This is a genomic window from Streptomyces sp. NPDC031365 (assembly GCF_055569765.1).
The window spans coordinates 25,773-46,739 of record NZ_JBVIIM010000044.1; the positions used below are offsets into that span (position 1 = coordinate 25,773).

20 protein-coding genes and 2 pseudogenes are annotated in these 20,967 nt (G+C 70.1%); 6 read left to right on the forward strand and 16 right to left on the reverse strand.

Annotated elements, in window-relative coordinates:
• The first annotated feature begins 52 nt into the window (after nt 1–52).
• A complete protein-coding gene (locus tag ACZ5C2_RS36365; protein WP_468800960.1) occupies nt 53–658 on the forward strand; it encodes a rhomboid family intramembrane serine protease in 606 nt (201 codons plus the stop codon).
• 13 nt (nt 659–671) lie between these two features.
• Here ACZ5C2_RS36365 and mqnP read toward each other — a convergent pair whose 3' ends face one another.
• The 3 genes from mqnP to ACZ5C2_RS36380 all read right to left on the reverse strand — a co-directional run bounded on the left by mqnP (nt 672) and on the right by ACZ5C2_RS36380 (nt 3,599).
• Nucleotides 672–1,598 carry a menaquinone biosynthesis prenyltransferase MqnP gene (gene mqnP / locus ACZ5C2_RS36370; RefSeq protein WP_468800934.1) on the reverse strand — a complete coding sequence of 309 codons (927 nt, stop codon included), beginning with the start codon at nt 1,596–1,598 and terminating at the stop codon, nt 672–674.
• A gap of 79 nt (nt 1,599–1,677) precedes the next feature.
• Nucleotides 1,678–2,151 (reverse strand): hypothetical protein, encoded by a 474-nt coding sequence (locus tag ACZ5C2_RS36375; protein WP_468800935.1) that lies wholly within the window; start codon nt 2,149–2,151, stop codon nt 1,678–1,680.
• On the reverse strand, nt 2,148–3,599 hold the full coding sequence (locus ACZ5C2_RS36380; protein ID WP_468800936.1) for a menaquinone biosynthesis decarboxylase: 1,452 nt from the start codon (nt 3,597–3,599) through the stop codon (nt 2,148–2,150). The genes ACZ5C2_RS36375 and ACZ5C2_RS36380 overlap by 4 nt, the downstream gene beginning before the upstream one ends.
• A gap of 67 nt (nt 3,600–3,666) precedes the next feature.
• Between ACZ5C2_RS36380 and ACZ5C2_RS36385 the strand changes: the two genes are divergently transcribed.
• Nucleotides 3,667–3,999 (forward strand): PLD nuclease N-terminal domain-containing protein, encoded by a 333-nt coding sequence (locus tag ACZ5C2_RS36385; protein ID WP_468800938.1) that lies wholly within the window; start codon nt 3,667–3,669, stop codon nt 3,997–3,999.
• A 15-nt stretch (nt 4,000–4,014) separates the two neighbouring features.
• Here ACZ5C2_RS36385 and ACZ5C2_RS36390 read toward each other — a convergent pair whose 3' ends face one another.
• Nucleotides 4,015–5,844 (reverse strand): serine/threonine-protein kinase, encoded by a 1,830-nt coding sequence (locus ACZ5C2_RS36390; RefSeq protein ID WP_468800939.1) that lies wholly within the window; start codon nt 5,842–5,844, stop codon nt 4,015–4,017.
• A 147-nt stretch (nt 5,845–5,991) separates the two neighbouring features.
• Between ACZ5C2_RS36390 and ACZ5C2_RS36395 the strand changes: the two genes are divergently transcribed.
• Nucleotides 5,992–6,591 carry a TetR/AcrR family transcriptional regulator gene (locus ACZ5C2_RS36395; protein ID WP_468800941.1) on the forward strand — a complete coding sequence of 200 codons (600 nt, stop codon included), beginning with the start codon at nt 5,992–5,994 and terminating at the stop codon, nt 6,589–6,591.
• Nucleotides 6,592–6,794: 203 nt separating this feature from the next.
• On the opposite strand, the gene ACZ5C2_RS36400 is transcribed toward ACZ5C2_RS36395, so the two are convergent.
• On the reverse strand, nt 6,795–7,559 hold the full coding sequence (locus ACZ5C2_RS36400) for a CDP-alcohol phosphatidyltransferase family protein (RefSeq protein WP_468800943.1): 765 nt from the start codon (nt 7,557–7,559) through the stop codon (nt 6,795–6,797).
• Between the two features lie 111 nt (nt 7,560–7,670).
• On the opposite strand from ACZ5C2_RS36400, the gene ACZ5C2_RS36405 reads away from it, so the two are divergent.
• Nucleotides 7,671–8,129: a nucleoside deaminase gene (locus tag ACZ5C2_RS36405; RefSeq protein WP_468800945.1), complete on the forward strand. Its 459-nt coding sequence runs from the start codon at nt 7,671–7,673 to the stop codon at nt 8,127–8,129.
• A 111-nt stretch (nt 8,130–8,240) separates the two neighbouring features.
• Here the strand turns inward: ACZ5C2_RS36405 and ACZ5C2_RS36410 are convergent.
• The 8 genes and pseudogenes from ACZ5C2_RS36410 to hemL all read right to left on the reverse strand — a co-directional run.
• Nucleotides 8,241–9,218: pseudogene (locus ACZ5C2_RS36410) on the reverse strand (outer membrane protein assembly factor BamB family protein); the annotation flags it as partial.
• 30 nt (nt 9,219–9,248) lie between these two features.
• Nucleotides 9,249–10,361 carry a c-type cytochrome biogenesis protein CcsB gene (gene ccsB / locus ACZ5C2_RS36415; protein WP_468800947.1) on the reverse strand — a complete coding sequence of 371 codons (1,113 nt, stop codon included), beginning with the start codon at nt 10,359–10,361 and terminating at the stop codon, nt 9,249–9,251.
• Nucleotides 10,358–12,094, reverse strand: coding sequence for a cytochrome c biogenesis protein ResB (gene resB / locus ACZ5C2_RS36420; protein WP_468800948.1), 1,737 nt, complete (start codon nt 12,092–12,094; stop codon nt 10,358–10,360). The genes ccsB and resB overlap by 4 nt, the downstream gene beginning before the upstream one ends.
• A 4-nt stretch (nt 12,095–12,098) precedes the next feature.
• Nucleotides 12,099–12,872 (reverse strand): cytochrome c biogenesis CcdA family protein, encoded by a 774-nt coding sequence (locus tag ACZ5C2_RS36425; protein ID WP_468800950.1) that lies wholly within the window; start codon nt 12,870–12,872, stop codon nt 12,099–12,101.
• Nucleotide 12,873: 1 nt separating this feature from the next.
• Nucleotides 12,874–13,524 (reverse strand): TlpA family protein disulfide reductase, encoded by a 651-nt coding sequence (locus ACZ5C2_RS36430; protein ID WP_468800951.1) that lies wholly within the window; start codon nt 13,522–13,524, stop codon nt 12,874–12,876.
• 66 nt (nt 13,525–13,590) lie between these two features.
• On the reverse strand, nt 13,591–14,868 hold the full coding sequence (locus ACZ5C2_RS36435; protein WP_468800962.1) for a polysaccharide deacetylase family protein: 1,278 nt from the start codon (nt 14,866–14,868) through the stop codon (nt 13,591–13,593).
• Between the two features lie 193 nt (nt 14,869–15,061).
• Complete coding sequence (locus tag ACZ5C2_RS36440) at nt 15,062–15,754, reverse strand: histidine phosphatase family protein (protein ID WP_468800953.1); 693 nt, start codon at nt 15,752–15,754, stop codon at nt 15,062–15,064.
• Nucleotides 15,751–17,067, reverse strand: coding sequence for a glutamate-1-semialdehyde 2,1-aminomutase (hemL, locus tag ACZ5C2_RS36445; protein ID WP_468800955.1), 1,317 nt, complete (start codon nt 17,065–17,067; stop codon nt 15,751–15,753). Before hemL ends, ACZ5C2_RS36440 begins: the two co-directional genes overlap by 4 nt.
• A gap of 303 nt (nt 17,068–17,370) precedes the next feature.
• Between hemL and ACZ5C2_RS36450 the strand changes: the two genes are divergently transcribed.
• Nucleotides 17,371–17,979, forward strand: a complete 609-nt coding sequence (locus tag ACZ5C2_RS36450) for a hypothetical protein (protein ID WP_468800956.1) — start codon at nt 17,371–17,373, stop codon at nt 17,977–17,979.
• A 47-nt stretch (nt 17,980–18,026) separates the two neighbouring features.
• On the opposite strand, the gene ACZ5C2_RS36455 is transcribed toward ACZ5C2_RS36450, so the two are convergent.
• A complete protein-coding gene (locus tag ACZ5C2_RS36455; protein ID WP_468800964.1) occupies nt 18,027–19,352 on the reverse strand; it encodes a tyrosine-type recombinase/integrase in 1,326 nt (441 codons plus the stop codon).
• Nucleotide 19,353: 1 nt separating this feature from the next.
• Nucleotides 19,354–19,671 (reverse strand): helix-turn-helix domain-containing protein, encoded by a 318-nt coding sequence (locus tag ACZ5C2_RS36460; RefSeq protein WP_468800957.1) that lies wholly within the window; start codon nt 19,669–19,671, stop codon nt 19,354–19,356.
• Nucleotides 19,672–20,138: 467 nt separating this feature from the next.
• Here ACZ5C2_RS36460 and ACZ5C2_RS36465 point away from each other — a divergent pair, with 467 nt between their 5' ends.
• The gene (locus ACZ5C2_RS36465; RefSeq protein ID WP_468800958.1) at nt 20,139–20,381 is read left to right on the forward strand and encodes a helix-turn-helix transcriptional regulator; all 243 of its coding nucleotides are present in this window, start codon (nt 20,139–20,141) and stop codon (nt 20,379–20,381) included.
• 180 nt (nt 20,382–20,561) lie between these two features.
• Here ACZ5C2_RS36465 and ACZ5C2_RS36470 read toward each other — a convergent pair.
• A pseudogene (locus tag ACZ5C2_RS36470) lies at nt 20,562–20,861 on the reverse strand (flavoprotein); the annotation flags it as partial.
• Nucleotides 20,862–20,967: the final 106 nt, after the last annotated feature.

Genomic DNA, 20,967 nt, shown 5'->3' on the forward strand with positions numbered 1-20,967 from the left:
AAGGGTGCCGGGCGTTCTTCAAAGGGAACGGGCCGGCGGCGGGGGGTGGATGATGTCGGGTTCGCGTACGGAGTGGTCGCAGGGTGACCGGGTCGGGACCGCGGTCAGGCTGATGGCCGGCTGGGTGGCCCTGCTCTGGCTGCTCGAAGTGATCGACGTGGCCACCGGCCACGCCCTGGACGACTACGGCATCGTGCCGCGCACCCCGTCCGAGCTGGTCGACATCCTCCCGGCCGCGTTCCTGCACTTCGGCTTCGGCCATGTGGCCGCCAACAGCGTGCCGCTGCTGGTGCTGGGTTTCCTGGTGGCGCTCGGCGGGATACGCCGGTTCCTCGCCGTCTGCGCGCTGATCGTCGTGGCCGACGGTCTGGGGGTGTGGCTCATATCCCCGGCGCACACCAACACCGCGGGCGCCTCCGGCCTGATCTTCGGCCTCTTCGGCTTCCTGCTGGTCAGCGGCTTCGTCGAGCGCCGTCCGCTGGGAGTCCTGGTCGGTGTCCTGGTGGCCGCGGTCTGGGGCGGCTCGATCGTCGCGGGGCTTGCCCCGACCCAGTCCGGTGTCAGCTGGCAGGGCCATCTGATCGGCCTGGCGGCGGGCGTGACGGCGGCCTTCCTCTTCCGCCGCCGACCCGCGCCCCGGGAACTGCCGGCCCAGTAGCGCGGCCCGCGCGTCACACCGTCAGCCCGCGCACCAGCAGGTCCAGCAGCGCGCACACGAACAACGCGATGCCGATGAAGCCGTTGACGCTGAAGAACGCCCGGTTCAGGCGGGTCAGGTCGTTCGGGCGGACGATGGTGTGCTCGTAGACGAAGGCCCCGGCGACGATCAGCAGGCCCAGCCAGAAGAGGGCCCCGGCGTCGGTGAGGAGGGCGAACCAGACGAACAGGGCGGTCGTCACGGCGTGGCAGACGCGGGCACCCCGGACGGCGGCCGGGATACCGAAGCGGGCCGGGACGGACCTGACGCCGCTTTCCCGGTCGGTGTCGACGTCCTGGCAGGCGTAGATCAGGTCGAAGCCGCCGATCCAGATGCCGACCGCCAGACCGAGGACGACCGCGTCCCAGGACCAGGTTCCGGTGACGGCCAGCCAGCCGCCGACCGGCCCCATGGCCTGTGCGAGTCCGAGGATGGCCTGCGGGAAGTCGGTGAACCGCTTGCCGTACGGATACACCACCATCGGGATCACGGCGACGGGCGCGAGGGCGAGACAGAGGGGGTTGAGCAGGGCCGCCGCACCGAGGAAGACGACGAGGGCGATCAGCGCACCGGTCCAGGCGTGCCTGACCGACATCGCGCCGGTGACCAGCTCGCGGTGCGCGGTGCGCGGGTTGCGGGCGTCGATCTCACGGTCGATGATCCGGTTGGCGGCCATCGCGAACGTCCGCAGCCCGACCATGGCGACGGTGACCAGCAGCAGCCGGCCCCAGTGGATGTTCTCGTCCCATTCGTACATCGCGGTGAGCGCGGCGATGTAGGCGAAGGGCAGCGCGAACACCGAGTGCTCGATCATGACGAGGCGCAGGAACGCCGGAACACCCCCGCGTCGGCGGGGAGCATGGTTCGCGCTGCCCTCGCCAAGGATGGCTTCACTGCTCATAGTCCGTATTCCTTCCAGCGCCGCATCACCCGGTCGTGGGTCGTCGGGTCCGAGCCCACGACCTCCTCGGCGGTGGTCATCATGCGAGGCTCCCGAGGAACGAGTCGAGGTCGGCCAGCAGCGCGCGGACGGGCAGCGGGCCTGTCGTCACGGTCAGTGGCGTTTCGGCGTCGCCCGGCAGGATGAGGTGTGCGGTGAAGGCGTACGCGTCGGCGCCGGACGGGCGGGCGTCCAGCCGCAGCACCGAGCCGCCGTCGACCGTGAAGGGTCCGCCCGCGGCGGCGGCCAGCTCGTCCCGCAGCCGCCGCGCGAACTCGGCGGGTTCCGTGTCGCGCACGCCGGGCAGCTCGAAGCCGTCGCCCTCGCCGCGCTGCTCGAAGAGCACCGCCCAGGTGTCACCGGAGCCGGCGAGTTCCTCGGGTGTGACACCCGCCTCCTCGGCGGCCCGGCGGACCCCCTCGTCGCCCGGGTCCAGCTCGGGACGCACGAGGGCCACGTAGTCGGTGTCGGTGCCGATGAAGAGCGCCGGGCCACCGACGGCGATGGGACTCACAGTCCGTACTCCTTCCAGCGGCGGTCGACCTTCGCCGCCGTGTCGGGGTCGGACTCCACCATGTCGGGCCAGCCCCCGTCGCGCGTGTACCCCTCCTCGGGCCACTTCCTCGTCGCGTCGATGCCCGCCTTGCCGCCCCAGAACTGCTGATAGGAGGAGTGGTCGAGGTGGTCGACGGGGCCCTCGACGACGGTGAGGTCACGGGCGTAGTCGGTGTTGCCGAGGGCCCGCCAGGAGACCTCGTGCAGGTCGTGGACGTCGCAGTCGGAGTCGACGACCACGATCAGCTTGGTCAACGACATCATGTGGGCGCCCCAGATGGCGTGCATCACCTTCTGGGCGTGTTTGGGGTACTTCTTGTCGATCGAGATGATCGCGCAGTTGTGGAAGCCGCCGGACTCGGGGAGGTGGTAGTCCACGATGTCCGGAACGATGATCTTCAGCAGCGGCAGGAAGAAGCGCTCCGTCGCCCGCCCCAGCGGCCCGTCCTCGGTCGGCGGCCGGCCGACGACGATCGACTGGAGCAGCGGACGCTTCCGCATGGTCACGCAGTCGATCCTCAGGGCGGGGAACGGCTCCTGCGGGGTGTAGAACCCGGTGTGGTCGCCGTAGGGCCCCTCGGGAAGCATCTCGCCGGGCTCCAGCCAGCCCTCGATGACGACCTCGGCCTGTGCCGGAACCTGGAGCGGAACGGTCTTGCAGTCGACCATCTCGATCCGCTTGCCTTGCACGAACCCGGCGAACAGGTACTCGTCGATGTCCCCGGGCAGCGGTGCGGTGGACGCGTAGGTGACGGCCGGCGGGCAGCCGAAGGCGATGGCGACCGGCAGCCGCTCACCGCGGCGGGCGGCCACCTGGTAGTGGTTCCGGCTGTCCTTGTGGATCTGCCAGTGCATGCCGATGGTGCGCTTGTCGTGCCGCTGGAGCCGGTACAGGCCGAGGTTGCGGATGCCCGTCTCCGGGTCCTTGGTGTGGGTGAGCCCCAGGTTGAAGAAGGAGCCGCCGTCCTTGGGCCAGGTGAACAGTGCCGGGAGCTCGTCGAGGTCCACGTCGTCGCCGTGCAGGACGACCTCCTGGACGGGAGCCTCCTTCACCTTCTTCGGCGGTACGTGCGTCATCGAGCCGAGCTTGCCGAAGGCCTCGCGCACGCCGATGAAGCCCTGCGGCAGTTCGGGCCTGAGCAGCCCGCCGATCTTCTCGCTGATGTCCGCGTACGACGTCAGCCCGAGCGCCTTCAGCAGGCGGCGGTCGGTGCCGTACACGTTCATGGCGAGGGGCATGCTCGAGCCGCGCACGTTCTCGAAGAGCAGGGCGGGACCGCCGGCCTTGTTCACCCGGTCGACGATCTCACCGACCTCCAGGAACGGGTCGACCTCGGCCTTGATGCGCTTGAGGTCGCCCTCGCGCTCCAGCGCCCTGAGCAGGGAGCGAAGATCGTCGTAAGCCATGCGGTCAAGTATCCCCGAGCGGTTACCCTGGGCCTGTACCACCCACCGCTTTCGCTGGAGAGGCCCCATGCTGCGGGTGCTGATGTTCCTCGTGCCACTGGCACTGAGCGTGTACGCGTTCATCGACTGCATCGGTACGAAGGACGAGGACATCCGTCACATGCCCAAGCCGCTGTGGGCCATCCTCGTGCTGGTGTTTCCGCTGGTCGGCTCGATCTCCTGGATCATCGCCGGCAAGAAGCGGCACCCCGCGGGCGGGGGCGGCTCCGCGTGGGGCGGGCGCGGCGGCCGCCGGCAGTGGGTGGCGCCGGACGACAACCCGGAATTCCTGAAGTCGCTGGACGAGGACAAGGACAAGGACGACAAGCCGGGGGACGGAGAGCGCGGCGGGGCCGGCTGACCGACCCCGCGCGCGTCAGCTCCGGGTCCAGCTCTGGCCCCCCGAGCCGTCGCACTCCCGCGCCATGATCATGCCGCTCGGCCGCGCATGGTCCAGGCACCTGCCGGTCTTCGTGAGGACCACGGTGCCGCCCGAACCGAGACGCCACTCCTGGGCGTCGTCCGCACCACAGATCGCGCTGTGCATGGATCCGTAGGCGGACAGGCAGTTGCCGGAGGTCTGGTGGACGATCCGGTAGCCGCCGGACGAGACGCTCCGCAGGCTCCAGCGGGCCGCCCCGGCGGTGCAGCTGCCCATGGAGACGTTGCCGTATCCGGCTCCGCCGCTCGCGGTGAGGCACTGCCCGCTCTCCCCGTTGCGCAGGGTGGCCCCGCCCGTCGACGGCGCCTCGGTCCGCTCGCCCGGGGCGGGTTCGTCCCCGCCGCTGCCGCCCGCGTCCACGCCGTCGTTCTGCGCGGCTCCGCCGCCGCCCTTCGCGCCCGCGTCCCCGTCGTCCGCACCGGCGTCCGGGGCCCCGGACGGGGTCGCCGGCTCCCCCGATCCGGACCCCGGCTTCTTCTTCGCGGGGGACCCGCTGGGGGACGGTGACGGCTTCGCGGGTCCACCGGCCGCTCCCGACGGGGGCGCGGTCGCGGAAACGGTGACCGACGCGGAGGGAGCGGGTCCCGCCGCGTCGCTGGAGTCGGTGACGTAGGGCAGGAGCTGGAAGGCCAGGGTCGCTCCCGTCACGACGACCACGACGGGGATGAACACGGGCAGGACCCGGGTGCGGCGGCGCTCCTTCCGGGACGACGCCCCGGGCTTCGTCCTCTGTCCGGGCTCCCGCTCGGGTTTCAGCCCGGGAGCGGGCTCGGGAGCCGGTTCGGCCTGGGGCTCGGGGACCGCGAGATCGTCGCCGTCCGGGATCCGCGCCGCGAAGGCGGCCCGTTCGGTCAGCTGTGCGGTGACGGCATCCGGCCACAGGGGCGGAGTGAACGGGCCGTGCCGGTCGGCGAGTTCCACCAGTTCGGCGGCGGTGGGCCGGCCTTCGTAGTCCTTGTCGAGGCAGGCCGCGACGACCTCGGCGAGTTCCGGGTCCAGAGCGCGTACGGCGTCCAGGTCGGGTTCCTCGTGCACGATCCGGTACAGCACGCCGTGTCCGGACTCGTCGCCGAAGGGCGGCCGGCCGCTCGCCGCGTACGCGAGGACCGAGCCGAGCGCGAAGACGTCGACGGACCCGGTCGACCGGCGTGCTCCCGAGGCCTGTTCGGGGGACATGTAGGCGGGAGTGCCCACCACCATGCCGGTGCGGGTGAGCTGGCTCTGCTCGGCGGCGCGGGCCACACCGAAGTCGATGAGGGTGAGGCCGTCGAGGGTGAGCATGACGTTGGACGGCTTGATGTCCCGGTGCACCATGTCCAGCGCGTGCACCGCGGCGAGCCCCGCGGCGGCCTCGCGCAGCAGCAGCCACAGGACGTCGGCGGGCAGCGGCCCCTCGTGGACTTCGAGGGTCTCGCGCAGGGTGAGGCCGGGGACGTAGGCGGTGGCGAACCACGGGGGCCTGGCGGTGCGGTCGCCCACGAGCAGCGGGGCCGTGGCGTGTTCGGGTAAGCGCGCCAGGTTGTCCAGTTCGTGTCCGAAGCGGCGTAGGAAGTCCTTGTCCTCGGCGACGACCGACGGCAACAGCTGTTTGACGGCGGCGTACCGCCCCTCGTGCACGCCGAGATAGACGCGGCCCATGCCGCCGGCCCCAAGTCGTCCGACCAGCGGGATCGGTCCGATCCGCCGCGGGTCCTCTTCCTCCAGCGGCTCGGCACCGCTTCCGCCCAGCTCGATCACGCCTGCCCCGTCGTCGTGTTCCGTCATCGCGCCACCGGTGGCGGTCCGCCCGTTCCCCCGCGAAGGACGGACCGCACGTCGGCAGGGGTCAGTCTGAAGCAGGGAAGGCTAGGATTGGAAGGGAATTCTAGAAATTCACTCCAGAAAACACCGGGAAGGTACAGCTACCCTGCGATGAGCCCCAAGCAGCAGCGTGGTGAGGTCACCTCCGAACAGCTTCTGGACGCGGCGCTCCGCGTCTACGGGGAGTCGGACGGGCAGGGCCTCACCGTCAGCGCGGTGACCAGGGCGAGCGGCGTCAGCCCGGGTAGCCTCTACCACCACTTCGGCAGCATGGACGGCCTGCTGAAGGCCCTGCTGATGCGCTGGCTGGGGCGGCTGCTGGTCGAGATGGTCACGGCCCTGGAACAGTCGGACTCCGCCCGCACCGGCATCCGCGCCCTCGTGCACGCGTATCTGGCCTTCATCCGGGACCACCGGGACGCGGGTCTGCTCCTGCACTCGTCCCGCGCGGACGAGCTCGGGATGCACCAGGCGAAGCAGCTCCGTGACGCTCAGGAGGCCCGGCTCACCCCGCTGTCCGCGTGGGTGAGCCGGCACGTCGAGTCGGGTGAGGTCGCGCCCCTGCCCGTGTCCGTGCTCGAATCCCTCATCCTCGGCCCGGTGATCGGCGTCAGCCGCCGCTGGCTGACCCTCGGCGATGTCGACCTCGACGAGGCGGCGGACGTCCTGCCGGACCGGATCTGGCGGTCGATCGACGCGGACGCGGGGTGAGCACGGAGCTCAGGCCGAGAGCGGGCGCGCCCGGTCGGATCACCGTTCTCCGAAGATCTCCTCGGACGTGTTTCCCTGCTGTCGACCGACCACAGCCGGCCTACGTCGTCGGCCTGTGCGTCCGGCGTAAGGGAGACAGGACTCCCGAAGAGGACGAACAGGCCTCCCGTCCTTGACCTGGGGAAGGGGCCTGCGGCGACGGTTCACCGCAGGCGGGACGACGACAGGATCGAGAGCAGGTGGGCCGGGACCATCACCCAGGTGATGACGGCGAGCGCGCCCAGGGCCCAGCGGGTCGGCTCGATGCCGTCGGTCATCGCGTCGGCGACGGCCGCGACCAGCAGGACGAGGGATGCCTCGATGCCGTTCGTGACGCGGTGGATCTTGAATGCGGCGGCGACGCGGCGGACGGTGGCCACGCCCTGTGAGCGCGGGCGGGTCGACTCGTCGTCGGCGACGGTCAGACCGCGACGGGCGCGGGCGACGTCCACCAGGTCGGTGGACGCCTTGAGCAGGACGACACCGAGGGCGGTGGCGATGCCGATCGACAGCCAGCCGCCGACGCCCGACTCGGCGGCGCGGTAGCCGGCGCCGGCCAGCAGCGCCGCGTCGGCGAGATACGCGCCGAGCCGGTCGACGTAGATGCCGGCCGCGCTGTTCTGGCCCTTCCAGCGGGCCACTTCGCCGTCCACGCAGTCGAAGAGCAGGAACAGCTGCATGAGGATCACGGCGAGGATCGCGCCGGTCAGGCCGGGGATCATCAGCGCGGCGCCGGAGGCCACTCCGCACACCACCATGGTCCAGGTGAGCTGGTCGGGGGTGACCGGGGTGCGCACCAGGTGGCGGGTGGTGCGCAGGGAGATCTTCCGCATGTAGAGCCGTCCGGCCCAGTGCTCGCCGTTGCGGCTGTCCATCTTGGCCTGCGGCTGGCAGACCTCCCGCAGCTCCTCCAGTACCGGAGCACCCATGTCGTTCCTTCCAGCAGAGCTCAACTGCCGCTCGCGCGACGGTGATCGGGACAGCGTACAGAGCCGGTGCGCCGCGCCCCTCGGGGGCCGACGGCGGGAGAGACTGGCCGCATGGAGCCGATCGACACGCTCACCGCCCGCGCCTGGCTCGCCACCGCTCTCGCGGAGGCCCGCACCGGGCTGGAAGAGGGAGGGATTCCCGTCGGCGCCGCGCTGTACGGCGCCGACGGGAGCCTGCTCGGCCGGGGCCACAACCGCCGCGTCCAGGACGGGGATCCGTCGGCGCACGCGGAGACCGCCGCCTTCCGTGCGGCGGGACGGCAGCGGTCGTACCGCGGTACGACGATGGTGACGACCTTGTCCCCGTGCTGGTACTGCTCGGGCCTGGTCCGGCAGTTCGGCATCTCCCGGGTGGTGATCGGCGAGGCGGCCACCTTCCGCGGCGGACACGACTGGCTGGCAGCGCACGGCGTGGAGATCGTGCTGCTGGACGACCCGGAGTGCGCCGCGATGATGCGGGCGTTCGTCGCGCGCCATCCACAGCTGTGGAACGAGGACATCGGCCAGTAGCCGGCCGACCGCGGTCAGGTGCCGGTGAGGGAGATCCTTCCCGCGTGCAGGCGTCCGTCGCCGCCGTCGACACTTGGTTCCGGGCGCCGTGTGCGCCCCGGCACCCACGCTCCACGCCCGCCTGCCGCTGTCCAGGTCGACGGCGTGCACCGCGCCGCTGTCCCTGCCGTAGGCCACCACCAGTCCGTCGCTCACGCCGACGAGGTCCGTCCCGCCCAGTTCGTCGTACGTCCATACGACATCGCCGTCGGCGGCGTCCAGCGCCTGCACCGCGCCGTCCTCGCCCTCGACGACCAACCTGCCGTCGGTGACCACCGGTCGGCCGGTGAACTCCTGCCCCCGAGACCACAGTTCCCGCACCACCAGCTGTTTCGCGGCGGCCGTGGGACTCCCCGTGCTCTCGGTGCCCCCGCCCGACGAGCCGGAGAAGGCACGGGGCAGGAGCAGGCCCGCCACCACGGCCAGGGTGAGGAGGGTGCCCGCCGCAGTGAGGACCGCCGTACGCCGTCGTCGGGCCGACCCGCGCAGCCGGGCGGCGAACGAGCGCCCCTGCGGCGGCGCGCCGAGCCGCGCGGTGGCGACGGCGGTCGGCGGCGTCAAGGTGACCGTCGGCAGATCCGCGTCCGCCGGTTCCGGGGCGGTCTCCTCCGGCAGCGGGGCCGCGCGCAGCGCGGTGATGTCGGCGGCGACCGGCGCGGGCAGCCAGGTGTCGGGGCTGAACGTGCCCCGGGTACCGTCCGCCCCCTCCCACCGGCCCAGTTCCTCGATGAGTTCCGGCACCCGTGGCCGCTGCCCGGGGTCCTTGGCCAGACACCGGGCGACCACGTCGGCGAGTCCGTCCGGCAGGCCCGCCACATCGGGATCCTCGTGCACGACCCGGTAGTTGACGCCGTACGCGGGCCCGCCCCCGAACGCGCCGGTCCCGGTGGCCGCGTACACCAGCAGCGCGCCCAGCGCGAACGCGTCGCCGGCGGGCCCCACCTCACGGCCGACCAGTTGCTCGGGCGGTAGGTAGCCGGGGCTGCCGACCACGGCCCCCGTAGTCGTCAGCTTGGTGTCGTCGGCGGCCACCGAGATCCCGAAGTCGATAGACGGGAACCGGCTTCGTGGTGGGTGGGTTCAGAAGCCCACGGAACCCAGTGCGCCCAGGCCGACGTCGGCGTAGGAGTGCTTGCCGGAGACGAAGATGTTCACGCCGTAGTAGTTGAACAGCCAGCAGCCGAAGGCGGCCAGGGCCAGGTAGGCGGCCTTGCGGCCCTTCCACCCGGCGGTGGCGCGGGCGTGCAGGTAGCCGGCGTAGGCGACCCAGGTGATGAAGGACCAGGTCTCCTTGGGGTCCCAGCCCCAGTAGCGGCCCCACGCGTCACCGGCCCAGATGGCGCCCGCGATGATCGTGAAGGTCCACAGCGGGAACACGGCCGCGTTGACGCGGTAGGCGAACTTGTCCAGGGAGGAGGAGGCGGGCAGCCGCTCCAGGAACGAGGTCGCGAAGCTGCCGGGCCTGCCGCCGTTCGCGAGCTTGTTCTCGTACGAGTCCTTGAACAGGTACATCACCGTGGCGAAGGCGCCGACGTAGAACACCGCGCCGCACAGGATCGCCGTGGAGACGTGGATGTACAGCCAGTACGAGTGGAGGGCGGGGACCAGCTGGTCGCTCTCGGTGTACAGGACGGTGACGGCGAGACCGAGGTCGAGGAGGACCGAGGTGGTGAGGAACAGGCCGAGCCAGCGGATGTTCTTCCTCAGCGCCAGCAGCAGGAGGTACACGCCGACCGCGGTGGTGGAGAACGTGATGTTGAACTCGTACATGTTGCCCCACGGCGCCCGCTCCACGGACAGCGCGCGGGTGAGTACACCGCCGAACGCGAGGGCGAACGCGAGCACGGTGAGGGAGATGGCGATCCGTCCGTAGAGGTCGCCCTTCTCGTCCCCGCCGTGCGCCCCGGGCCCGTCGGGCACGTCACGCGATCCGGTCGCGGCGCGGACGACGACCTTCGGCCGCTCCAGTACGGCGGTGCCGCCGGCCTGCTTGACGGTGACGGCCGGGGCAGTTGTCCTCGCCGCCGCCCCGGGGGTCAGGGCCGCGGCCGTACGGGCGACCTTGCTGCGGCTGCCGAGGAGCCATTCGGCGATGTACGCGAAGAAGGCAAGGGTGTAGACGGCCATCGCGGAGTAGATCAGCACGTTGCTGATCTCCGCGAGGTTCTCGTTGGTCGCGGCGGCGAGAGTCACTGCTCAGCCCCTTCGGCAGGCACGGCTTCGGTGTCGGTGGATTCGGATGTCTTCGGGGACGTCTCGTCCGGGTCGGGTTCCGGCGCGCCCGGCGCCCGGTCGTAGAGGAGCCCGGCGAGGTCGCCGAGTTCCTCGGGCACCTTCGCGGACTCGCTGCGGCCGAGGCCGGCCATCTCGACGACGGTGACGCCGTCGGGGCCCTCGACCGCGCGCACCCACACGCGACGGCGCTGGATGAACAGGGAGCCCGCGAGGCCGGCGATGGCGACGACGGCGCCGCCCAGCGCCCAGCCGGCGCCCGACTCCTGGACGACCTGGAAGCCGGCCCACTCCTTGACGTCCTTCTCGAAGGTGACCGAGCCGGCGCCGTTCGGGAGTGTCATGGTCTCGCCGGGCTTGAGCAGCTTCTTGAACAGCTCGCCGTCGGTGTCCTTGAACTCCTTCATCTTGGTCTTGTCCATCTGGTACACGCTCTGGGGAATGCCGGAGTTGGCCTTCAGGTCGCCGTGGTAGGCGTTCAGCGCCAGCACCGGATAGTCCAGCGCGGGGAACTGGGAGACCATCGCACCGGTGGCCGTGCCTCCGAAGGTGGGCACGAACCAGGCCTGGAAACCGAGCTGTTCCTTCTTGCCCTCGGGGTTGCGGTAGCCATCGAGGACCCTGACCACACCCTGGGAGGTGACGTTGGCGTCGAGCGGCAGCAGTGGCACGGCGTCCTGGAAGACGATCTCGCCCTTGCCGTCGCGGACGGTGACGACGGGCGCGTAGCCGTGGCTGACGAGGTAGACCTTGGCATCACCGATCTCAAGGGGCTTGTTCACCTTGACGACGGCCGTCTTCTCCTCGCCGTGGGCTCCCTCGGCGTAGGTGACCTCGGTCTGGTACGTGCGCGGGGTGCCCTTGTTGGGGCCACTGCGCTCGTAGGTGCCGGTGAACTCCTTGACGTCGAAGCTGAACGGCTCGAGGTCGTCGTTGGTGAACAGGTTCCCGGACTTGAAGTCGTCGTACTGCGTGAGCGTGTTGGCGAAGCCGTCGCCCTCGACGATCAGCTTGTTGCCCTCGGACTTGAACAGCTGGCCCCAGGCGAAGGCGATCAGCATCACGATCAGCGCGATGTGGAAGAGCAGGTTGCCGACCTCGCGCAGATAGCCCTTCTCGGCGGCGACGGCGTCACCGACGACGTGGGCGCGGAAGCGGCGCTTCCGCAGCAGGGCGAGGGCCGCCTCGCGGACCTGCTCGGGTGCGGCCCCGGTGCGCCAGGTGGTGTGGGCGGGCAGCCGGGTCAGCCGCCGGGGGGCGCCCGGCGGGCGGCCGCGCAGCTGGCCCACGAACTGCCAGGTGCGGGGCACGATGCAGCCGATGAGCGAGACGAACAGCAGGATGTAGATCGCGGAGAACCACACCGAGCTGTAGACGTTGAACAGGCCGAGCTTGTCGTAGACCGGCGCCAGGACGTCGTGCCGGTCGCGGAAGTCGGCGACCCGTGTCTCGTCGATGCCGGTCTGCGGGATCAGCGAGCCGGGGATCGCGGCGAGGGACAGCAGCAGGAGCAGCAGCAGCGCGACCCGCATGGAGGTGAGCTGGCGCCAGAACCAGCGGGCCCAGCCGATGACACCCAGGGAGGGCAGGCCCGGCGCCTCCTCCCTGGGGGCGGTGGAGAGCTGGGAGCCCGCGGCACCCAGGTCCTGGTCGTCGCCGGCCCTCGGGGTGTTGTCCGTCGTGGTGTCGCTCATCGGGTCAGATCCCCACCGTGAAGCCGTTGGACCAGGTCTGCATCTCCGCCACGAGGCTGTCCCACGCGCCGGTCAGCAGCAGCACACCGGTCACGATCATCATCGTGCCGCCGACGCGCATGACCCAGGTGTAGTGGCGCTTGACCCAGCCGAAGGCACCGAGCGCCTTGCGGAAGGCCACGGCGGCCAGCACGAAGGGCAGGCCCAGCCCCAGACAGTACGCGACGGTCAGTATGGCGCCGCGTCCGGCGCTCTCCTGCTGGGCGGAGAGGGTCAGCACGGAGGCGAGGGTGGGGCCGATGCAGGGCGTCCAGCCGATGCCGAACAGGGCGCCGAGGACGGGCGCGCCGACCAGACCGGTCGCCGGCCGTTTGTGGAACCGGAACTCGCGCTGGGTGAGCCAGGGCATCAGGCCCATGAAGAAGACACCCATGAGGATCATGAGGACGCCGAGCACCTTGGACAGGACGCCCGACTGTTCCTGGAGCGTCTGCCCGAAGTAGCCGAAGAAGGCGCCGCCCGAGACGAACACGACGGTGAAGCCGAGGACGAACAGGGACGCGCCGGCGACCATCCGGCCCCGCCGGGCCTCGGCCAGGTCGGTTCCCGAGACGCCGGTGACGTAGGAGAGGTAGCCGGGGACCAGCGGCAGTACGCAGGGGGAGAAGAAGGAGACGAGCCCGCCGAGTACGGCGATGGGCAGGGCGACCAGCAGGGCGCCGTTGAGCACCGTGCCGTTGTAACCCGTGTCGGCGGCGAGCGCGTACAGGGCCGTCACGTCACTTCTCCGCGACGACCGGCTTGAGCATCTTCAGCAGCCGTTCCTCGTCGAGCGCGGTCAGCGAGCGGGCCGCGATCTTCCCGTCCCGGTCCAGGACCAGGGTGGACGGGACGGCCTGCGGGTTGAGGGTGCCCTTCTCGAAGCGGAGCATCAGCTTGCCCGTGGGGTCGTACAGACTGGGGTAGGGGATGCCGAAGTCCTTCTCGAAGGCGAGGGCTGCCGTGGTGCTGCCGTCGCGCGTGTTGATGCCGACGAACTGCACGCCCTTGTCGGCGTAGTCCTTGGACACCTCGGCGAAGTACTTGGCCTCCGCGCGGCACGGGTTGCACCAGGAGCCCCAGACGTTGAGGACGACGACCTTGCCCTTGTAGTCGGCGACGTCGAGCCGCTCGCCCTCCAGTGTCTCCCCGGACAGTTCGGGTGCGGCATCGCGCTTGCCCTCGGGGACCGTGGCGATGCCGTCGGTCCCGGCGACGAAGTTGGTGTGGCCGCCCCCGCCCGACGTCCCTCCCGAGCCGCACGCGGTGACGAGCAGTGCGGCCGCGGCGACGCCGGCGGCCAGGGTGGCGCGACGGCGGACGCGGGTGGCGCGGTTCGAGCTCTGCGGGGCTCGGTTCGAGCGCTGGTGGGCGCGGCTGGCGGCACTCATGTGAAAAGTTTCGCATGCCGGTTCCGGGGATCTTGTGCACCCCCCTCGCGGGCGGAAACCCGCATATCAGGCGGCGTCGCCGGCACCTGTTCCGGTGGTGCCGCCGGGGTCCTTCGCGAACGCCTTCCAGCCTCCGGCCGGTTCCTGCCCCACGTCCAGGGTGCGGAGCTGCTCCAGGATCTCGGGCTTCTGCACGTCCAGCCAGTCGGTGAACTGCCGGAAGGAGACGAGCCTCACGTCGCCGCCCTTCTCCTTCTCCCGCGCGATGTGCTTGAGCGCTTTCTCCACGGCGTCCATGTAGATGCCGCCGTTCCACTCCTCGAAGTGGTTGCCGACGAAGAAGGGCGCCCGGTTCGACTCATATGCCCGCTTGAAGCCGGATATGTACGCTCCTGCCGCCTGTTCACGCCACCCCGGGTAGTTGTGGGCGGGCGCCTTGGTCGTGTTGAGGGACTGGTTGGCGAGCATGTTGTAGTCCATCGACAGGACCTCGAAGGAACGTCCGGGGAACGGCACCTGCTGGAGCGGAAGATCCCACAGGCCCTGCTTCTTCGCCGGCCAGACCTGACGTCCGCCGGGCGACGAGGCGTCGTAGCGCCAGCCGAGGGCGCGGGCGGTGGGCAGCAGTCTGTCCTGGCCGAGGAGGCAGGGCGTACGGCCCCCGACGAGTTCCTTGTCGTAGTCGAACGGCAGGGACTCCAGTTCGGTCCAGCCGGAATTCGTTCGCCACTCCTTCACGAACGACTTGGCCTGATCGATCTCGCTGCGCCACTGCTGGGGCGTCCAGTTGCCGACGCTGCCGGAACCGGCGCAGAAGTGGCCGTTGAAGTGGGTGCCGATCTCATGGCCCTCGAGCCACGCGCGGCGGACGTTCTTCAGCGTGTCCTTGATGTGCCCGTCGGTGAGGTAGCCGATGTCGGAGGCGCCGCGCCGGTTGTTCGGCGGGTCGTAGAGCCGCTTCTTCGACTCGGGGAGCAGATAGACGCCCGAGAGGAAGAAGGTCATGGACGCGCCGTGCTCCTTGGCGAGGTCCAGGAAGCGCGGGAAGAGCCCGTTGCCGACCTCTCCGGCGCCGTCCCAGGAGAAGACGACGAACTGCGGGGGCGTCTGACCGGGCTCCAGCGGCACGGGGCTGTCCGGCTGATGGGGCTGCTTGCCGGTGAAGGAGGTGGAACCGTCACCGATCGGACGGGCCGTTCTGGTCGGCTTCGGCTTCGGCGTTCCGGACCCGTCACCGCCCCCGGAGGGGGGGCCGTCCCCGGAGGGTGCACCGTCCGAACCCGCGCCGCCGCCGCAGCCGGCCAACGAGACCGCGGCAGCGGCCCCCGCACCGAGCCCGAGCATTCCCCTGCGGGAGTAAGCGCCCATGGCGTCCCCACTTCGTCACGTCCTCTGGTGGTCACCCATTCAGAGGACGCGACGGAGCGGACGGTTCCCGTCGAGTGCGACGGTTTGGCAACGAAGTCCCGCGGGGGCGTTACCTTTCGAACCCTGTGCCGTTGCGCATCGAAGGCCTTGTACGCCGACGGCCTCGGGATCACGCCCCGAAGGCCTTGCCCTTGCCCTTCACCGGCTTCGCACCCGCCAGCAGATGCGCGGGGACGAGATCGCGGGCCGGCTCGCTGTAGCCGACCGAGACGATGCCGTCCCCCCGGTAGGTGAACGTGGTCAGCGAGGCGAGCGTGCACTGCCGCTTGCGCGGGTCGTGCCACAGCCGCCGCTTCTCGACGTAGGACCGCACGATCCAGATCGGCAGCTGATGGCTCACCAGCACCGCCTCGTGTCCGCGCGCCGCGTCCTTCGCCGCGTTCAGCGCGCCCATCATCCGGATGACCTGCTCGACGTACGGCTCGCCCCAGGACGGCTTGAACGGGTTGACGACGTGCTTCCAGTTGGCCGGGCGGCGCAGTGCCCCGTCACCGATGCCGAAGGTCTTTCCCTGGAAGACGTTCTCGGCCTCGATCAGCCGCTCGTCGGTGGCGATGTCCAGGCCGTGCGCCTTGGCGATGGGCTCGGCGGTCTGCCGCGCCCGCTCCAGCGGGGAGGCGACGACGTGGGCGATGTCGCGGGAGGCGAGGTGCTCCCCGACCCGGTCGGCCATGCGCCGGCCCAGCTCGGAGAGGTGGTAGCCGGGCAGCCGTCCGTACAGGACGCCGTCCGGGTTCTCGACCTCGCCGTGCCGCATGAGGTGGACGACGGTGACGTCGTCGTCCTTCTTCCGGATGCTCATGCCGTGGCCTCCGCCGCCGCTCGGGCCGCCGCCGGGAGGGCGTCGGCGATGCGCTGGACGGCCTGCTCGTCGTGCGCCGTGGACACGAACCAGGACTCGAACGACGACGGCGGCAGGTAGACGCCGTCGGCGAGGAGGGAGTGGAAGAACGCGGTGAAGCGGAACGACTCCTGCGCCCTGGCACCCTCGTAGTCGCGCACCGGGCGGTCGGTGAAGAACACCGAGAACATGTTGGAGGCGTTCTGCAGCGTGTGCGCGACACCCTCCTTGGTCAGCGCCTCGGTGACGAGCGACCGGATCTGCGCGGAGACGGCGTCGACCTTCTCGTACGCGGCGTCGTCGAGCAGCCGCAGCTGGGCGAGCCCGGCGGCGGTGGCCACGGGGTTACCGGAGAGGGTGCCGGCCTGGTAGACGGGCCCGGCGGGGGCGAGGTGTGCCATGACGTCGGCGCGCCCGCCGAAGGCCGCGGCCGGGAAGCCGCCGCCCATCACCTTGCCGAAGGTCATCAGGTCGGGCCGGACGCCGTCGACGCCGTACCACCCGGCGCGACTGGTCCGGAAGCCGGTCATGACCTCGTCGGAGACGTACAGCGCGCCGTTCGCGGCGCACGCGTCCTTCAGCCCCTGGTTGAAACCGGGAAGCGGCGGTACGACACCCATGTTGCCCGGAGACGCCTCGGTGATCACGCAGGCGATCTCACCGGGGTGCGCGGCGAACGCGGCGTGCACGGCGTCGAGGTCGTTGTACGGCAGCACGATCGTGTCGCCGGCCTGCGCGCCGGTGACACCTGGCGTGTCGGGCAGGGCGAACGTGGCCACCCCGGACCCTGCGGAGGCGAGCAGCGAGTCGACGTGGCCGTGGTAACAGCCGGCGAACTTGACCACCTTGGTGCGCTGCGTGAAGCCGCGCGCGAGCCGGATCGCCGACATGGTGGCCTCGGTCCCGCTGGAGACCAGCCGCACCTGCTCCAGCGGCTCGATCCGGGCGACCATCTCCTCGGCGAGCGCGACCTCGCCCTCACCGGGCGTGCCGAAGGACGTACCGCGCGCGACGGCCTCCTGCACGGCGGCGATCACCTCGGGGTGCGCGTGCCCCAGGATCATGGGACCCCACGAGCACACGAGGTCGACGTACTCGCGGCCGTCGGCGTCGGTGAGATAGGGCCCGGTTCCGGACACCATGAACCGGGGGGTGCCGCCGACGGCGCGGAAGGCACGCACCGGTGAGTTCACGCCACCGGGAGTGACGGCCGCGGCACGGTCGAACAGCGCCTGCGAGGCTTGGGCTTCGTACGAATATGGCAGTTCGCTCATGACCTGCGACTTCTCCGACCTTCTCCGACGTCCCGGCCTCTCGCCGGGCTGCGGGTACGTGTGACGTGTTTCAGGGTAGGCCAGGGCCGGCCTCGGGCATCCGGCCCCCGATTCGCCGTGATCTGCGAAACTGGCGTCTGATACACACAGCTCACACGGCCAGGGCGGCGGGAGACTGCGAAGGTCCCGCGGACAAGATGTTTCACCGTACGTTTCGGCGGGCGGCCGTGGGGGAGGTCACTGACACGATGATCGGGTTGCGCGGCGGGGCCACGCGTCCTAGAAAAGCAGTCGGGTGGAGATATGCATCGCGGTGGCGGACTGGGCGAGGGGACTGACGGCCTGGGTCCTCGACGTGCCCGGCGGGGAAAGCACCGGCGCGAGGCGGAGGACGCGGACGAGGCACGTCTGAGGCGCGGCGAGTCCGAGCGGATCGGCCCTCTGAGGGGGGCGGAGAGCAGGAATGGTGGTCGGGTGGGGGTGACGTACAAGTACTTCGGCGCGCCGGACGGCGCCACCGCTGCCCGCGTCCCGATCTCGATGCGCCCCGAGGAACTCGGCGGCGACGAACTCGGCATGAACGGCATGTTCACCAAGATCAAGCCGGAAACCATGGCCGCGATGGTCCTCACGGGCATCGAGGGCGTCCCCCTGCACAAGGTCCCGCCGCTGGAACTGGTCGTCCTGCACCCCGACTACGCGGTCGTGAAACTCCCCATGACGGTCGTCGACCCCCTGCGCGGCATAGGCGAGGAGGCGGTCGGCGCGGCGGCGTTCATCTGGTCGACGGTCCCGGACCGGGGCGGCCCGCGGGACGCGTTCAACGTGTACCAGCTGCTGCACGAGTGGCAGGACTTCTCACACCGGCTGCATGAGGCGGGGCATCAGCCTTATTGCCTTGTGTGGCCCTGACCTGGGGTTTCACTGGTTTTGGGCGGGGTTTCCGAACCCCGCCTTTGTCATGTGCTGGGAGGGGCCGTCAGGCGGCCAGGGCACATTGGCTTGGACGGGGGCGATGATGTGCCCTCCGGCTCGGGTTCCTCGGTTTCATCGGTGAAGGCGTCGTCGATCGCCTTGCGGGTGCGGGTCTCGCTGGACGGCAGCAGGTGCGTGTACGTCCGCAGCGTGAAGCCCGGGTCCGAGTGGCCGAGGTACTCGGAGAGCGCCTTGATGCTCTCCCCCGCGTCCAGAAGTACGGAGGCGTAGGCGTGCCGGAGGGCGTGCATGCCGTCTTCCGGAGCCGCCTGGAGGTAGCGCGCCCCGCGCTCGCGAGTAGGGATCACGCCGGCGGCGGCCAGGGCCCGCTTCCAGTCGCCCATGTTGAAGACGCTGCGGTTGTAGGCCCGCCCCTTCTTGTCGACGAAGAGAAGGCGGAAGGACTTCGGCTCGCCATCCGGCTTGGCCCATGGCAGGGTGACCTCGACCGGCGGGAACTCCTTCATGTGGGCCTTGAGGGCGACGGCAAGCTGGTCCGGTAGGGGCACCGACCGGATCTTGTTGCCCTTGGGGAGGGCGAAGACGGGCTTCGTGCCAACGAGCCGCACCTGGCGGTTGACGTGGATCCAGCCGCCCTTGAAGTCGACGTCCTCGACGGCGAAGCCGAACACCTCGCCCTGCCGCAGGCCGCAGCCGAAGGCGAGCTTGCCCCCGGCCTCAAAGCGCTTCGGGAGTTCGGCGATGACTGCGCGGACGCGCTCCAGCGACCAAGGGATGATCTTCTTCTTGGTCGCGGTCGGAAGCTTGACTGACTTCGCCTTGCACGGGTTCTTCGGCAGCAGCCCGTCCTCCACGGCCGCGCCGAGGATGCTGGAGAGGATGTCGAAGATGCCCTCGATCGTCGACACCTCCAGGCCGCCGTCCTGGAGGGTGCGGATCCAACCTTGGATGGCCGAGGGCTGGTTGAGGGACCGCAGCTCACGTCGGCCGAGGTGCTCGACGATGTGGTTACGGACCGTCGCCTCGTAGCGGAGCGCGGTGGTCGGGCCGACGGAGTTCGCGTCAAGCCACTTCTGCGCGTATGCGCCGAGCGTCTGCTTCGTCTCGGCCGGGACGACGTAGGAGCCCCGCCGGATCTCGACGTCGACCTCGGCGGCGCGGTTGTCCGCCTCGGCCTTCGTGTGGAAGTTCTCCTTTCGCTGGTGGCCGTCCAGGTCGCGGTAGCGGACCTGCCAACGCTTGCCGATGCCGTGGTCGGCGGTGCGGACCATCCGCTTCGTACGGCTCTTGTGCTCGCCGCACTCGGCCTCGGTGGGCTTGGGGTGGGACTTGTGCCAGCGGTCGTACACGTCAGCCAAGAAGGGCCTCCTGGAAGGGGGTGAGGGAGTGGGAGGTGGCGTGGGGACACCGGGGAGTGCTTCGGCCACGGGAGCAGCAGAGCTCGGGCGAGGTGCCGAGGGCTGCGGCGAGGGCGACGAGGTCGTCGATGTCGCAGCGGCGGCGGGCGCGTTCGGTGCGGCTGAGGGCGGTGTTGGCCATCGGACGGCCCAGCGCGGTGCAGCGGGCGGCGAGCTGGTGCTGGGTCAGGCCGCGCACGAGACGTAGGTGCTCGATGGCGCGGGCGGTGTGGAGGCCAGCAGGGCCTATTTCGACAGGTCGGTTGGGCATGACAGATAGCTGTAACTTACAGCCGGCCGCCATGGCAAGAGTTAGCTCTTAAACTCTCCAATAGTCGTTCGGGGCCGAAGTGGCGTTCGTCTCGTCGAATTCCGGTACATCGTGAGGCGTTTCAGACGAGGCACCGTGTTACCTTCCCTCGCCGTTTTCAAGGTGGGCGATTTGAGCACACATCAGCCATGATGCCCGGCGGGTCAGTCACATCATTAATGACCGCCCAGTGTCACCTCTGAGCTGCAGAGGTACCGGATTCCGGCACCTCGACCGGTTGCTTCGCCGCAAGAAAAATTCGGGCCAGGCGAGAGCGATTTCGGCAACCGGGGATCCACCCTTACTGTTTCCCTCTCCCCAGCCACACCGAAAGAAGTAGTGAGGAGTTTCAGAACCAACTCTGGACTTTTCTCCGGGTGGTGTGGCTGGGTTGTCCATCCCATTATTCAAGACCGAAAAGGAGCCCTGTGCCGAAGACCCCTCCCCGTAGCACCAACGCCTCTGCCACCGCTGCGGCTGTCCAGCGTGGCCCGCTTGCCACCCCTGCGGAGGTCGCCGCCTGCCTCGGGGTGCCGGTGAAGACGCTCTACCAGTGGAAGTACCGGGGCATCGGCCCCAACGTTCACAAGGTCGGCCGTCACCTGCGCTACCGCTGGCGGGAGGTGGACGCGTGGCTGGACGCCCAGACGTCGTACGACCTCACGGCCTGACCCCGCGCCCGGCGCGGACAACAGAACGGCCCCCGGCGCGCCAACGCCGAGGGCCGAAGACTTCCCAACTGGTCGCCCATCCCTGAACGAACGAACTGGTGAGGGGCGGGACCTTGCCCGTCCTGCCCCTCGCCGGAGAGGAACGCCTATGGAGGACTCTACGTCCCCCAGCACCACGGACACTTCCAGCGCATCCTCGCAGCGGTAGCGGTCGGCCCCGCCGCCAGCCTTCGGCCGATGCGGCACATACGAACCGACCAGAACGCCCATCTCCCGCAACCGCTCCAGGCTCTGCCGGTACGCGGGATGGGCGGCCTGGGCCGAGTTCACGTACGGCAGGACGGCCGTGGGGATGCCCATGCCGTACGCCTCGCACAGGATGCCCAGGGCAAGCGTGTCGGATATCCCTGCCGCCCACTTGTTGACCGTATTGAAGGTGGGCGGCGCCACCGCGATGGCGTCCGCGGGCTGCAGCGGACGACGGCCTCAGGACTGGTGAGCTCGCATGTTGAGGTGTCGTGTATTCGCTGGGCATCCACGACTTCGGTCACGGCGAGTAGCTGGTTCAGGGTGGTTTTCCGCGAGC

Excerpts from the sequence above, each read along its gene's own strand:
- mqnP (WP_468800934.1), bottom strand. The coding sequence starts at position 1,598 with ATGAGCAGTGAAGCCATCCTTGGCGAGGGCAGCGCGAACCATGCTCCC.
- ACZ5C2_RS36460 (WP_468800957.1), bottom strand. The coding sequence starts at position 19,671 with ATGCCCAACCGACCTGTCGAAATAGGCCCTGCTGGCCTCCACACCGCC.
- resB (WP_468800948.1), bottom strand. The coding sequence starts at position 12,094 with ATGAGCGACACCACGACGGACAACACCCCGAGGGCCGGCGACGACCAG.
- ACZ5C2_RS36385 (WP_468800938.1), top strand. The coding sequence starts at position 3,667 with ATGCTGCGGGTGCTGATGTTCCTCGTGCCACTGGCACTGAGCGTGTAC.
- hemL (WP_468800955.1), bottom strand. The coding sequence starts at position 17,067 with ATGAGCGAACTGCCATATTCGTACGAAGCCCAAGCCTCGCAGGCGCTG.
- ACZ5C2_RS36400 (WP_468800943.1), bottom strand. The coding sequence starts at position 7,559 with ATGGGTGCTCCGGTACTGGAGGAGCTGCGGGAGGTCTGCCAGCCGCAG.
- ACZ5C2_RS36365 (WP_468800960.1), top strand. The coding sequence starts at position 53 with ATGTCGGGTTCGCGTACGGAGTGGTCGCAGGGTGACCGGGTCGGGACC.
- ACZ5C2_RS36440 (WP_468800953.1), bottom strand. The coding sequence starts at position 15,754 with ATGAGCATCCGGAAGAAGGACGACGACGTCACCGTCGTCCACCTCATG.
- ACZ5C2_RS36380 (WP_468800936.1), bottom strand. The coding sequence starts at position 3,599 with ATGGCTTACGACGATCTTCGCTCCCTGCTCAGGGCGCTGGAGCGCGAG.
- ACZ5C2_RS36430 (WP_468800951.1), bottom strand. The coding sequence starts at position 13,524 with ATGAGTGCCGCCAGCCGCGCCCACCAGCGCTCGAACCGAGCCCCGCAG.
- ACZ5C2_RS36450 (WP_468800956.1), top strand. The coding sequence starts at position 17,371 with ATGCATCGCGGTGGCGGACTGGGCGAGGGGACTGACGGCCTGGGTCCT.
- ACZ5C2_RS36435 (WP_468800962.1), bottom strand. The coding sequence starts at position 14,868 with ATGCTCGGGCTCGGTGCGGGGGCCGCTGCCGCGGTCTCGTTGGCCGGC.
- ACZ5C2_RS36405 (WP_468800945.1), top strand. The coding sequence starts at position 7,671 with ATGGAGCCGATCGACACGCTCACCGCCCGCGCCTGGCTCGCCACCGCT.
- ACZ5C2_RS36395 (WP_468800941.1), top strand. The coding sequence starts at position 5,992 with ATGAGCCCCAAGCAGCAGCGTGGTGAGGTCACCTCCGAACAGCTTCTG.
- ACZ5C2_RS36390 (WP_468800939.1), bottom strand. The coding sequence starts at position 5,844 with ATGACGGAACACGACGACGGGGCAGGCGTGATCGAGCTGGGCGGAAGC.